Genomic DNA, 13,414 nt, shown 5'->3' on the forward strand with positions numbered 1-13,414 from the left:
CCCCAGGAGTCCCCACCATGAACGCCCCCCAGAACCCCAAGATCGGCCTCAACGCGCTGCTCACCCCCGACAACTGCGTGATGATCCTCATCGACCACCAGCCGTTCCAGTTCGCGGGCGTGCGCAGCCACGACACGCAGACGGTCATCAACAACGTCGTCGGCCTGGCCCGCGCAGCGAAGCTCTTCAAGGTGCCCACGCTGCTGACCACGGTGCTCGAGGAGCGCGGCGGCCTCCTGCTCAAGCAGTTGCAGGACGTCTTCCCCGAGCAGAAGCCCATCAACCGCACCTTCATCAACACGTGGGAGGACGCGCGCGTCGTCGAGTGGGTCAAGAAGTCCGGCAAGAAGAAGATCGTGATGGCCGCGCTGTGGACGGAGATCTGCCTGGCCATGCCGACGATTCAGGCGCTCGGCGAGGGCTACGAGGTCTACATCGTCACCGACGCGTCGGGCGGCGTGTCCGTGGAGGCGCACGAGGTGGCCGTCCAGCGCATGGTGCAGGCCGGCGCCGTGCCCATCACCTGGACCGTGTTCGCCTCCGAGCTGCAGCGCGACTGGGCCCGCACGGACACCGTGCCCGGCCTGGCGCAGATGCTCGTCGACCACATGGGCAACGTCGGCACCAGCTTCGTCTGGGAGCAGCAGCTGCTCAACACGCCCAAGTCGACCTGAGACACGGGCAACGCGCTTGCCTCCTTCCTGGTTAATCTGGAATTCTAATTTTTTAAGATTTCCAGGGAGGAAACCATGAAGCCCGTTCGTGTCGTCCTGTTGGGGTCCACGCTGTGCGCAGCGCTCGTCGGGTGTGGGGGTGAGCCGGGTTCCGAGCCGGCGCCCACGCCCACGCCGCGGCAACAGGAGCTGGTCGACGACAATGCGCGGACGCTGCTGGTGCCGGGGCTGGCGGATCCGGACGTCTACAAGGAGAACGACGACCTGTTCTTCCTGTCGGGCACGGGCAACGGGTGGCTGCTGCCCATCTACGAGTCGAACGACCTGGCGACGTTCCGGTTCAAGCGCGACTACAACCCGTCGCAGGCCGACCCCACGTACGACTACTGCTTCCTGTGGGCGCCGGACCTCAACAAGTCCAACGGCGCCTACCAGCTCCACTTCTCCGCGCACCGCGTTCCCAATGGCGCGGCGTGTCCACCGGCCGGGCAGGACGTGACGACCTTCGTCGCCACCGCGCCGGACCTGAACTTCAACTTCGGCGCGCCCCAGCCCATTCATGCCAACACGACGTGGCCGCGCACCTCCACCGCTACGGGGTGCCTGCCGCAGGGCTGCAACCGGAACATCCGCATCGACTCGGCCACGTTCAACGACACGGCGGCCCGCTGGTTCTTCTATGTGTGGTTCGACCGGGGCAACAACATCGCGTCGTTCAACACCGCCGCCCCCGGCACCGTCTACAACCACCTGGGGCCGGCCGTGTTCGCGACGCCTGCCCATGAGGAGGGCATCAACGAGGCGCCTGAAGTCTTCAAGCGCAATGGCCTCTACTACATGCTCTTCAGCGGCGGCTGGTACAACAGCCAGTACGCCATGTATTACGTGATGGGAGACTCCATTCCCCAGCTCACGCGGGCGCGCGCGGTGCGGCGGCTCTCCCAGCCGCTCAAGAACTCCGCCGGCCGGCTGGTGCAGAGCCACGGCCACAACGCCATCGTCGAGCGCCGGGGGGAGTACTTCAACATCTTCCACGTCGGCGCCTTCGACACCGCGGGCAACCTCACCTCGCGCAGCACGTACCGGCAGCGCGTCACCTTCAAGTCCGACGGCGCGATGACGTCACTCAACCAGGTGAACCTCCGCTGGAACAAGCTGGCCGGCTACAGCTACTCGCTGGACGTCGTCCTGCGCGATGGGTCTGTCATTGGCCCGTGCAACTCCGTGGCGCTCCTGGGGCAGTCCAACAAGACCGTCTTCGACGGCGTGTGCCGCAGCGCGGGAGACCGCGTGGTGACGAAGGGCGACATCGCTGCCTTCCGCATCTTCTACGCCATCAACAACGCCTGGGGCGCCTTCGTGGAGACGCCCTATGACGGCATCTCCGACGACGTCGCGCTCACCCTGCCGGGCGGCTACACGCCGTTCGTGGACCTGGAGTGGAGCGAGGAGGAGACCGCCGCGCAGTACTCCATCGACGTGCAGCGGCGGGACACCGGCGCGTGGATTGGCCCCTGCATCGGCGTCAACGCCGTGAACAAGAGCCTCGCGTGGAGCTACCAGGGGCGCTGCGACACCCCTGGCATCAACGTGCCTCCGTCCAACATCCAGGCCTTCCGCATCTGCTCCGCCGTGAACGGCGACTGGTCCCGCGCCCGCTGCGGCGCCGCGGCCTATGACGGCCGGAGCATGCACTCCCGGATCGTCATCCCCTGAAGCCGCGCGGCCTCCTGGCGCCTGCCTCAGTGGCAGGCGCCGGTGCCCTTGTCGGTGAACGTCTGGCCCGCGATGGGGACGAACTCCCAGTCATAGCTGCTGGGGTGCAGGGTGAGCTTCAGCACGCCCCAGGTGCTGGCATTGCGCAGGGCGCTGTTGGCGGGCTGCGTGGAGGTGAAGGCGCGCAGGGACGTGCCGCCCGTGCCGACGACGAACTGGACGATGCCGTTCGCGGTGGCGGTGCCGGTGGCCGTCTGCGGCTTCCAGCGCTCGTAGTTGTGGTCATGCCCGGTGAGGATGAGGTCGGCGCCCGCGTCGTCGAGCGCCTTCCACAGCGGCTGCACGATGGAGTCATTGCCGTGGCTGCCCGAGCTGAAGCGCGGGTGGTGCCAGTAGGCCAGCGTGCAGGTGCGCGGGTTGGCGGCCAGGTCCTGCCGCAGCCACGTCTCCTGCGCGGAGCCGGCGGCGCACCCGCCCACCGCGGTGCAGTTGCTGTTGAGCACCACGATGTGCCAGTCCCCCAGGTCGTAGCTGTAGTAGCCCTGGGTGGGGTCCCCGGCCTGCGCGCCGAAGTAGCCGTAGTAACCCGTCGCGCCGGAGGTGTTGTACTCGTGGTTGCCCGGGCTGGGCTTCATGCGCGCCTTGTGGCGGCCCCACGCCGGGGCGAAGCAGTTGTTGAACTCCGTCGTCGTGCCGCTCTGGTAGGCGATGTCGCCCAGGAGCGCGATGGTGCCCGGCAGCCCGTCCAGCAGGTTGCCCGTGGCGGTGTCCTGCGTCGTGTTGCAGTTCCCGATGTCGCCCGCGGCCAGCAGCACCGGGTCGCCCACGGTGCCCGCAGGCAGGTACGTCACGGAGAGCTGCGGCCGGTCCGCGACGGTGGCCGCCTCGCTGGAGGCCAGGTCCAGCCCGTCCGTGTTGCTGGTGCTCGCGAGGATGAAGCCGAAGTTGGACGCGGGCGCGTCCACCCACTGCTGCACGCGCGCGATGCCCGCGGCGTTGAGCGTCACGGTGTACGTCCCCACCGCGCTCGCCTGGAGCGAGCCCAGCGCCGTGGTGTTCCGGTCCGTCGCACCCTTCGCGCCCGCCACCTCCCAGCTCGTCGTGCCGGTGGCCCGCTGCCAGGTGGCGGCGCCCTCCTCCCACTCCCGCGTGAGGGCCTGGAGCGCGTACGCGTGGTTGGTGGCGTTGGTGACGCGCACCGTGAGCGTCACCGACTGGAGGGTGCTCCCGCTCGGGATGGAGCCGAGGTCCCACCGCAGGAGCAGCGAGGCGTCCTTGCCACTGCCGGCGGGCTCGTCCCCGTCCGCGTACAGCGTCACGGCGCCACCGGGGCTGGCGGTGGGCGCGTTCTCCGAGAGGGAGATGTCCCGCGTCCCCGCGTACCCGTTCACGCCCTCCCGGAACGTCGCCGTCACCGGGTTGGCCAGCGCCTCCACCACCGCTGCCGGCGCCGGATCCGGATGCGCCTCCTCCGGACCCGAGCACCCGGCTCCAGCGCCCAACGCGACAGCTCCCGCGAGCGCGCACACTCCCAAGACCCGTGGCCAGAGCGGCCGCCTTCCCTGACGTGACAGCGACATGTGTTCCCCTCCAGGAGACAGGGTTCGCTGCTTAGTCGAGTTTTGAGATGGAAGACAGGTTCCTGACGGCGGGCTCAGTAGCGGTACAGCTCCGCCGCCACCTGCGCGTCGCAGGACGTGACAGCGCTGCCACACACGGTGGGGCTCGAATACATGATGGAGTTGCAATCCCAGTGGTGGGCGATGCCGAGCGTGTGTCCAATCTCATGAACGGAGACGCTCTTCGCGTGGTACGCGCCCGCGTGGAACGTGTTGTTCATGTTGACGATGCTGCCGGTCATGCAACCGCCCGAGGCGTAGTTCCAGGTGTACGCCAGCCAGCCATTGTTGCCGTACCAGTTCTCGTAGACCATGACGTCGGAGCTGCCGCTGCCACGCCAGTGGAGATACAGGCTGTTGGACACGCTCGTATACATCCACGCGTTCATCGCATCGCCGACGGGCCAGCGGGTGGTCGTGAAGTCCGTGAAGGTGACGTTCGCGGGATTGCGGCACCACCTGTAACCAAACACCGGAACCCCGCACCAGCTCTGGGCGGTCGGTCCGCGGGGGGCCTCCTTCAGCATCGGCGCCGGGCGCTCGGAGGGGCTCACGTACGCGACGGCGCTCGCGCGGCTCTGAGCCCGCTCGAACAGCGCGTTGACCGGCTTGCCGACGAAGTCCTTGAGGGCGGCGCCGTGCTCCGGCGACTCCGCGCCCTGCACGAAGCCGCCCTGCACGAGCACCCGGCCCGTCGGTCCACCCGTGACGGCGTAGACGCCCGATCAGCGTGGCCGGCAACCTCGGACGCCTTGATGCGCCCGCCCGCGGAGGCCCAGGGTGACAACGACACTGCCATCGTTCGCCCGCAAAGCCTGCGAGGCTGGAGGTGGTTCTTCGGGAAGGCCCCCGTCAAACCCTGGCGGGCAGTGACAGAGATATCCGCCACCGTCCTCCCAGTGATTCTCGCAAGGGCTGTAGCACAGTGGAATCAGGCGCTTTTCCCCCTCGCGACCCATGCCTGAATGGCGGACCGCATCAGGGCCCATTCTCCGCGATCCCACACATCCCAGCGGTTGCCACAACAAGGCAAGCGCCCCCGCTCCAAACAGCGCAGCACAGATGCGAGCAACTCGCGATGAAGGGACAGGCCCTTGACGGGCGGACCGGAACTCCGGGATGACACGCATAGGGAACGGGGCACTCCTGCCGCGAGCAGCCATGCCGCTCGACCTCCAAGAGAATCTACTTCCCCAGGCTTCGGCTTCGCCAGGGATGCCGGCTCTCCCAGAAAGTCCTTGCCCCAACCACAAGCGATTGCATTCAGGTGGAAATCTCCAGACACCCATACCGCAATGAATGTGTGTCGTTGCTCAGGGCCACCCCTACTCCTCCTGCACGACCTGCCATTCGAAGGACCCGTTGACCCACGACGGAGCGGGCCCACGCGGAGTCATCGCGGGGGCCCGTTTCGCTTTCAGGCCGGGCCCTCAGGGCGACGGCGCGAACCGGACGTCCACCCAGTAGTTCGTGTCCTTGTAGCTGCTCGCGGGGAAGCCGCCGCTGCCATAGGCGAAGACGCCGTTGCCGCCCACGCTCGCGCTGGAGGGGGCCGTCAGGTTGCCGCTGGTGACGGTGCTCGCGAGGCCGGAGACGTCCCGCGCGAAGAGGCCGTTCGACGTGTGGTACGAGACCACGTAGAGCGTGTTCGCGCTGAGCGCCACGGGCGTGGGCAGCGGTGCCTCCTGCCAGCCCGGGATGCGGCCGTCCCGCACGACCACCTGGGCCAGCAGCGTGCCGGTGCTGCTCCAGAGTCGCGCGGTGTAGCCATTGGCGTTGCCCGTGCCCCGGTAGAAGCGCAGCGCCTGGACCGTGCCGGCGACGTTGCTGCGAAAGCGCATGCCCAGTTCCACGGCGCGCGTGTCCGCCTCCTCCACCGTGTTGGCGGGCACGCGGTCGCCGAAGAGCGTCTGGCTCCACGGGAGGATGAGCGTGGTCACCACCGGCCGGTGGTCGGACTGCGACGAAGCCCCCACGACGGCCGCCGTCACGGGCGACGTCCACGCCGAACCGAGCATCACGTAGTCGATGCGGCGCGTGGGGAAGCTCGCGTCCTGCGTGTAGCCGTTGCCGGAGCCGCCGCGCGTCCACGCGTCGGAGAGCAGCGTCTTCAGCCGCGTGATGCTGGACTCGGAAGGCGTGGCATTGAGGTCGCCCCCGAGCAGCGCCCACGGCCTGCCCGCCAGCGCCGCGTTGACGTCGTCGGCCTGGTTCAGCCTCTCGGTGGCGCCGGTGGTGCCGAAGTGGGTGATGGCCACGGGCACGACGTGCGACGCGTCCAACTCCACCTCCACCAGCGCGAGGATGCGCTGCTCGGCGGCGGAGCGCAGCGGGATGCGCTGCGCGGACCGGATGGGGTAGCGCGACAGCAGCGCGAGGCCGTACTGCCCGCCGTCAAAGCTGGTCAGCGAAGGCACGAACGCGAAGTTCAGGCCCGTGAGCTGCCCCAGGCGCGCGGCCTGATCCACCTTGCCGGACCTGTTGGTGAGGACATCCACCTCCTGGAGCGCGACGAGGTCCGGCGCCTGCCCCTGGATGACGCTGGCGATGGCCTCCAGGCTGCTCAATTCGCCGTGCTTGATGTTGTACGTCATGAAGCGCAGCCCGCCTCCCGGCGTGAGCGGCTGGGTGGCCGTGGCCAGCGGCGCGGCGCCCTCGGCGGGCTCCGGTGGCGCGCAGCGGGGAAGGACGACCACGAACAGGACGGCCAGGAGCGAGGCGACGGGATGCGGCAGGCGCATGGGGACTCTCCGGGGGCAGGACTACCAACGGCCAGGGGCGGTCAGCGACGACGGCGCAGGTCCAGCGGATCGTGCTTCGTCTCGACACACGTGCCGCCACGCGCCAGGGCCTTGCGGGCCCGCGCATCACAGTGCTGCCAGGCGCCTCCGGGCGAGGCGACGCTCCCGGAGGTGTGGACCGCGCACGACGGCTTGTGCCCCCAGCTGTCGCCCTGGAGCCAGTAGATGTACGTCTGCGTGCCGCCCCCCGGAATGCTGCACTCGACGAAGTGCGACTCGCCATCCGCCTTGAAGAACGCGCTCGTCGTCGCGTTGGGGGCCTGCGGCCTCTTCGGGAGGACCGTCTCGAAGCGCCCCTGGAAGCCCTCCACGAGCTTGCCGTCGGCCGCGAGCCGGATCGGCGGGGTCACCTTCCTGCCATCGAACTCGTCGAAGTAACCATTCACCACCACCGAACCATCCGGCAGCGCCGCCACCAGCCGGAGGAAGCCGGACTCATTCGAATCCGGCTTCGCCCCCACCGCCGCCTTGCGATAGCGCAGCCCCTTGCCCAGCCCTGACTGGAACCGGGCATCCACCGAGCCGTCCTCCTTCAAGCGGACCAGTCCCGGAGCGAGCCAGGGCCCCTGGGGCGGTTCGAACGAGGGGATGTTGTTCTGTGCCAGGACGAGCGTCCCGTCCGGTCCCAGGCCCAGCTCCGGCACGATCATGAAGCGCCCCTGGGGGTATTCACCCGGCTGCTGGAAGGGCTTGAAGGAAGCATCCAGCCGCCCCTGGCGCGTCAGCCGTACGACGTGCGCGGTCACCCCGCCGCCGGAGAACTCTCCGATTCCGACGACCGAGCCGTCACGTCCCGGAGAGATGAGGCTCAGCTCGAGGTCCTCCGTGCCCTTCAACAGCCAGTCGATCAACGGCGTGTTGAAGCGTGGATCCGGCTTCCAGTTCGGCCCCAGCGCGAGCACCGGGATCTGGGCGCTGTTGTTCTCCACGATGAACCGCCCGCTGACGAAGAGGCCCCCATCGGCGCGCACGCGGACCTGGTTCAGCACGTACCAGCCCATGTTGAGGTTCTTCAGGAGGGAATCGAAGCGCACGGTGCGCTCGACGGCGCCGTCGGGGGTGAAGCGCAGCAGCCACAGCGGCACCTCCTTCAGGTAGGCCTCATCCGGCGTCGACGCCGCGACGATGAGTCGCGACTTCGCGTCCACCTCCGCGGTGATGATGAAGGATTGGGGGCCGACCGTCTTGAGGAGCGCCTGCCGGACCTTGGTGTTGAAGGCTTCGGCCCGGGCGCCCGCCGCCGTGTGGCGCACGAGGACATGGGCCACGCTCGCGGGCCCGCTATTGCCCGTGGGAGCCTCCGCGTCGCGGGATTGGTACGTCGCGATGTAGCCCCCGGATGGCACGGCGAGCAGCTGCACCAGCTCCTTCATCCGGTCCTTGTCCGACGCGGCTTCGAGCGCCACGGAGGCTGGCGACGTGTCGCGCTTCCCCAGGGGGTCGATGACCACGAGGCTGCCCACGGGCTCGCCGTTCAGCCGGTTGCAGGTGTGCCCCACCAGCCAGGCCTTCTTCGGCGTGGGCACGATGGCCATGAGGTCGCAGTCTTCATTCGGGGCGGTGAACCGATCGTACGGCGACCAGATCTCCTCTTCCTCCGCCGCGAAGACCGCACCGCTCAACAGCAGCGCGAGCAACGTGGCGCCCACCCTCGTCCCGCATCGCATCGCGCGCTCCCTTCCAGTTCCAGGGGCCCGCATCGTGTCACAACCCTGCCCTCCGGGCGTGCAGGCTTCCCCCAGGCCACGATTCCGCGCCGACCGCCCTCGGGGATGGTCTACCCTGACGCCGTCTTGCAAAGCCCGGAGTGCCCGTCCCATGCGCAGCGGTCGTGACCTGTCGCCAGTCCTCCTTGTCGGCGCCGGAACGGGTGAAGCCACGTGCGGCATCCTCTACCTGGCGAGCTACCTGCGGCGCGGCGGCATCGAAGCCTTCGTGCGCCTGTACGACGGCGATGAGACCAACGCAGAGGTGATGCGCTCGTTCGAGCGCCTCGTCGCCCGCGTGCGCCCGAAGCTGGTGGGCATCAGCCTCAAGTGGTTCCACCACGTGGACCGCGCGCTCCTCATCGCGCGGACCCTGCGCAAGATCGATCCCTCCATCCGCATCGTCGTGGGCGGCAACTCCGCGTCGTACTGGTGGCGGGAGCTGAACGCCTTCGACTGCATCGACCACATCGTGCTGGGCGACGGCGAGCTGCCGCTGCTGGCCCTCTGCCAGGGCGACCCCTCCCCGCCCAACTGCGTGACGCGCGACCCTGACGGACGTCCCCGGAGGCTGCCGCTGGCGTACGTGCAGGGCGCCAAGAACACCGAGGACATCTACTACTCGCACTTCAACGAGCTGTTCCTGAGCCAGATGGACCTGCACTCCTTCTCCGGCTGGGTCGCGCCCGGCAAGGGGTGCGGCGAGAACTGCCTCTATTGCGGCGGCGCGCGCGGAAACCAGAAGGCGGCCTTCGGGCGCGCGAAGCCCTTCCTGCGCTCCGAGGAGAGCGTGCGCCGGGACCACCAGGAGATCGCCAGCAACACCTGGCAGATGCGCTACGACTTCGCGGGCAGCACGGCGGAGTTCCTGAGCAGCACCTGGGCGGGGGTGGATCTCTCCCACCACTGCTGCACGTACTTCCTCTGGGGCGTGCCCCGGCTGGGGCTCATCGACGCGTTGGCGCGAACGTTCAAGCGCGTCTACATGGTGCTCGACATCGGCTGCTTCTCCGAACAGCAGCGCCTGGAGCAGATGGGGCGCGGCCTGCTCAAGCCGTGCGCGAAGGACTCGGAGCTGCTGGAGATCATCGACGCCTGCCGCCGCCATCCGAACCTGGACATCGAAGTTTCAGGCATCGGCGGCCTCCCGTTCGCGAGCAAGGCGACGCTCGCGGAGGAGCTGCGGCTGGTGGAGCGCGTCATCGGACTGGACTGCGTGGTGGGCTACCAGCGGCTCGAATCGCAACCCGGCGCGCTCGTCACGGAACATCCCGCGCGGTTCGACATGATCACCGAAGCGAAGACGTTCACGGAGTTCCTCGACTACTTCGAGCGGCGCGAGCCCGGTGACGTGTCCGTGCCGATGATCCGCTTCCGCGACACGGAGCTGGAAGCAGCAGTGCAGCGCACCTCCGACCGCGTGGACGCGATGGCGTGGGAGCACCGGGACGCGCGGAAGAACCTCGCCATCCATGGACGCACGCGGCTGAAGAACACCGCCCCCTGGACGCAGCAGTTCACGCTGGGGGACTGGCTGGGGAGCCACCGCGCGCCCGCGAAGGTGGCGCAGGAGCCGGTGACCGTCGTGCGCTCGGTGGATGGCATCACCCTGCCCTGCACGCCGTCGGTCAGCCCGCGCAAGTTCTCCGACCCCACGCTCTCGCAAGGCGAGGACGGCGCCATCCTCCTGGCCGCCCTGGCCGCCTTCGAGCGCCCCACCACCGTCGCCAGCGCCGTGACGCAGCTGGGGACGAAGGCGCGGCTGGACCCACAGTCCGCGCGCGAGGTCATCGACCACCTCGTGGACGGACGCTTCCTCCAGCCGGCGTAGGGCGGCGGAAGCCGAAGGACAACGCTACTGCGGCCCCTCCGCGGCTTGTGCGGCCGCCGGTGCCGCCGCCGGCGCCTCGACCGTCTTCAGCTCTTCCTTGCAGCTCACGGACTGGCCCGCGGCGCTGCAGATGAACCGGTGCCCGCGGCATTCGGCGGTCCAGGGCTGCACCTCTTCGCCAAGGCCATACGAGGTCTTCTCCCCGGAGATCGCCACCTCTTCGACAGGGCAGCCAATTTCCCCCGCGGAGAGGTTCGCATACGTCTGTTTGCTGACGGTGGCACAGCCAGTGGCGGCAGCGAGGAGGACAAGCGCACGAAGGTAGGATCGCATGGACGGCTATGTACCGCAGGGCCTGCGGTGAATGGAATCCACCGCCGGGGCACTCCTGGGGTCCAGACCTGGGGGCGGAGGGACGTGCCCGGGGTTAAACTGCGCCCATGAACTCCAGCCCATCCCACCGGTCATCGGTCGTCGTGGCGGAGCTGGGGCCGACGAACACGGGGAAGACCTACCGTGCCATCGAACGCATGCTGGAGCACGACACGGGCATGATGGGCCTGCCCCTGCGCCTGCTTGCCCGTGAGGTCTACGACCGGGTGACCGCCCGGGTGGGCGAAGGCCGGGTCGCCCTGATGACGGGCGAGGAGAAGCGCATCCCTCCCCGCCCCGACTACTGGATCTGCACCGTGGAGGCGATGCCGACGGACAAGCCCGTCGACTTCCTCGCGGTGGATGAGATCCAGCTCGCCGCGCACCGTGAGCGCGGACACGTCTTCACGGACCGGTTGCTCCACGCGCGCGGACGCCGGGAGACGTGGTTCCTGGGCGCGGACACGATGCGGCCCATGGTCCAGGCGCTCATCCCCCACGCCTCCGTGAAGCGCGCCACGCGGCTGTCCCAGCTCCGCTTCACCGGGCATCGCTCGCTGAAGAGCCTGCCTCCGCGCTCGGCCGTGGTCGCGTTCTCCGCGGACCGCGTGTACGAATTGGCTGAAACGCTGCGCCGCCTCCGGGGCGGAGTGGCCGTGGTGCTGGGTGCGCTCTCCCCCAGGACACGCAATGCCCAGGTGGCGATGTATCAATCCGGCGAGGTCCAGTACCTCGTGGCCACCGACGCCATCGGCATGGGGTTGAACCTCGACCTCAACCACGTCGCCTTCGCGGGGCTCTCCAAGTTCGACGGCGCGGAGCAGCGCGACCTCTTCCCGGACGAACTGGCGCAGATCGCGGGCCGCGCGGGGCGCCACCTGAACGACGGCAGCTTCGGGACCCTCAACACGCTGCCGGAGCTGTCCCCACGGGTCGTGTCCGCCATCGAGTCGCACCGCTTCCCGGCGGTGCGCAGCCTCATCTGGCGCAACCCCGCGCTCGACTTCTCCCACCCGGATGCCCTGCTGGAGTCGCTGTCGCAGGCGCCGCGCCACAACGCCTTCGTCCGGGTGGAGCGCGCGGACGACTACGATGCGCTCAGCAAGCTCGCGCTCGTGCCCGCCATCCGGGAGGTGGCCACCGACCGCGCCCGGGTCGAGCTGCTGTGGCAGGTCTGCCAGGTCCCCGACTTCCGCAAGGGCCTCTTCGGGCTGCACGTCTCGCTGCTGCGGGAGACCTTCCTCCAGCTCACCGCGGGCGACGGGAAGCTGGATCAGGACTGGATGTCGCGGCAGGTGTCCCCGCTCGATGACGTCTCCGGAGACATCCACACGCTGATGGACCGGCTGGCCGCCATCCGCATCTGGACGTACATCAGCCATCGCTCCAGCTGGCTGCACGACGCCGAGCAATGGCAGGAGCGCACCCGTCACATCGAGGACGCGCTGGGGGATGCCCTGCATGAGCGGCTCGTGGAGCGCTTCGTCCAGCGCGCCGCGCGGAGGAGTGCGCGCCGCTTCGTACGGGCCACCACCACGGCCACTGCCGCCACCTCCGACAGCCCCTTCGCCAAGCTGGGGCAGCTGTTGGGGGAGACGTCCGGCGCGGACGGCGGCCTGATGACGGAGGAGCAGTTCGTCCAGCGCGTCGTCGACGCGACGCATGAGACCTTCGAGGTGGACGCGTCCGGCAACATCTCGTTCGAAGGACAGCCGCTGGCCCGGCTGGTGCGCGGGAAGGACCGGCGCTCGCCGCAGATCGCGCTCGCGGAGCCGGAGGTCTGGACCGGGGGCGCGCGGCGACAGGTTGAACGCCGCCTGGTGGCGCTCGCGAGGGACCTCGTCACCGAGGCCATGGGAGGCTTTCCCTCCGAGTCCCTCACCGGCGCGGGTCGCTCCGGCGCGATGCGGGGCCTTGCCTACCGTCTGGCCGAGGGGCTGGGGATCATCTCCCAGGGCGAGGCGCGCGAGCAGTGGGGCCTCCTGGACGCGGAGGAGCGGGAGCGATTGAAGGCGCTGGGCGTCCGCGAGGGACAGCGCTTCGTCTACGTCGCCGAAGCGCTCGCCCCGCAGGCGCTGGCGCGGCGCTGCATGCTGACGGCGCTGTTCCAGCAGCGGCCGGCCCCCAAGGGTGTTCCGCAGGAACCCGTGCTGGATGTGTCGGGGCCCGGCGCTGGAAATGCACGAGCCTTTGGCTACGAGGTGCTCGGGACCGTGGCGTTGCGCATCGACCTGGTGGAGCGGATCAGCGAGTCGCTGCGCCACCCGCACGGAGCCCGGCAGGTGCATGCGCTCATGCAGGAGCTGCAGTTGGAGAGCGGTGTCCGCGCGCGGGTGCTGCGAGCACTCGGGGGACAGGCCGGCGGTGATCCGGCGAAGCGACGGCGGCGTCGGCGCCGGGGAAAGGCGCCAGCGGCGGCCCCGAGCGGCTCCCATGGGCAGCCTCCTCGCGCTGCCGCGCACCCGACGCCCCAGAGCGGAGAGGGCTGAAGCGCGGAGTCAGGGGGGGATGCGCCCCACACTGTGGGGGGTGGATCCATCGCAATGGCGGACGGCGCGCGCCCCGACGCGCGCGCGTCCCGAGGGAGTGGCCGTGAACCGCCCTCGTCGCACCCTCTGGCACATGCATTGCGTTGGGGCCGCGGATGAACCCGCGCATCTCGACCGCTCCTGGCGCGCCCCCAGAGCCCCCCGCC

At 69.2% G+C, this 13,414-nt stretch carries 9 protein-coding genes; 4 read left to right on the forward strand and 5 right to left on the reverse strand.

From position 1 onward, the window contains the following. Nucleotides 1-17: 17 nt before the first annotated feature. Together D7X12_RS31270 and D7X12_RS31275 are read left to right on the forward strand one after the other, a co-directional pair. Complete coding sequence (locus tag D7X12_RS31270; RefSeq protein WP_120628903.1) at nt 18-674, forward strand: hydrolase; 657 nt, start codon at nt 18-20, stop codon at nt 672-674. 75 nt (nt 675-749) lie between these two features. After that, nucleotides 750-2,390, forward strand: a complete 1,641-nt coding sequence (locus D7X12_RS31275; protein ID WP_120628904.1) for a glycoside hydrolase family 43 protein — start codon at nt 750-752, stop codon at nt 2,388-2,390. Nucleotides 2,391-2,416: 26 nt separating this feature from the next. On the opposite strand, the gene D7X12_RS31280 is transcribed toward D7X12_RS31275, so the two are convergent. The 4 genes from D7X12_RS31280 to D7X12_RS31295 all read right to left on the reverse strand — a co-directional run bounded on the left by D7X12_RS31280 (nt 2,417) and on the right by D7X12_RS31295 (nt 8,477). Beyond that, nucleotides 2,417-3,892, reverse strand: coding sequence for a DNRLRE domain-containing protein (locus tag D7X12_RS31280; protein ID WP_158620153.1), 1,476 nt, complete (start codon nt 3,890-3,892; stop codon nt 2,417-2,419). 152 nt (nt 3,893-4,044) lie between these two features. Further along, on the reverse strand, nt 4,045-4,695 hold the full coding sequence (locus tag D7X12_RS31285; protein ID WP_120628906.1) for a matrixin family metalloprotease: 651 nt from the start codon (nt 4,693-4,695) through the stop codon (nt 4,045-4,047). 744 nt (nt 4,696-5,439) lie between these two features. Beyond that, the gene (locus tag D7X12_RS31290) at nt 5,440-6,750 is read right to left on the reverse strand and encodes a DUF4082 domain-containing protein (protein WP_244224885.1); all 1,311 of its coding nucleotides are present in this window, start codon (nt 6,748-6,750) and stop codon (nt 5,440-5,442) included. 41 nt (nt 6,751-6,791) lie between these two features. Next, nucleotides 6,792-8,477 carry a delta-60 repeat domain-containing protein gene (locus tag D7X12_RS31295; protein ID WP_158620154.1) on the reverse strand — a complete coding sequence of 562 codons (1,686 nt, stop codon included), beginning with the start codon at nt 8,475-8,477 and terminating at the stop codon, nt 6,792-6,794. A gap of 151 nt (nt 8,478-8,628) precedes the next feature. On the opposite strand from D7X12_RS31295, the gene D7X12_RS31300 reads away from it, so the two are divergent. Continuing rightward, on the forward strand, nt 8,629-10,347 hold the full coding sequence (locus D7X12_RS31300; protein ID WP_120628907.1) for a B12-binding domain-containing radical SAM protein: 1,719 nt from the start codon (nt 8,629-8,631) through the stop codon (nt 10,345-10,347). 24 nt (nt 10,348-10,371) lie between these two features. Here the strand turns inward: D7X12_RS31300 and D7X12_RS42575 are convergent, their stop codons facing one another. Next, nucleotides 10,372-10,680 carry a hypothetical protein gene (locus D7X12_RS42575; RefSeq protein ID WP_147443856.1) on the reverse strand — a complete coding sequence of 103 codons (309 nt, stop codon included), beginning with the start codon at nt 10,678-10,680 and terminating at the stop codon, nt 10,372-10,374. Between the two features lie 107 nt (nt 10,681-10,787). Here D7X12_RS42575 and D7X12_RS31310 point away from each other — a divergent pair, with 107 nt between their 5' ends. After that, entirely contained in the window at nt 10,788-13,208 is a 2,421-nt protein-coding gene (locus D7X12_RS31310; RefSeq protein WP_120628909.1) for a helicase-related protein, read from the forward strand. Nucleotides 13,209-13,414: the final 206 nt, after the last annotated feature.

The sequence above is a fragment of the Corallococcus sicarius genome (genome assembly GCF_003611735.1).
Lineage (GTDB): Bacteria > Myxococcota > Myxococcia > Myxococcales > Myxococcaceae > Corallococcus > Corallococcus sicarius.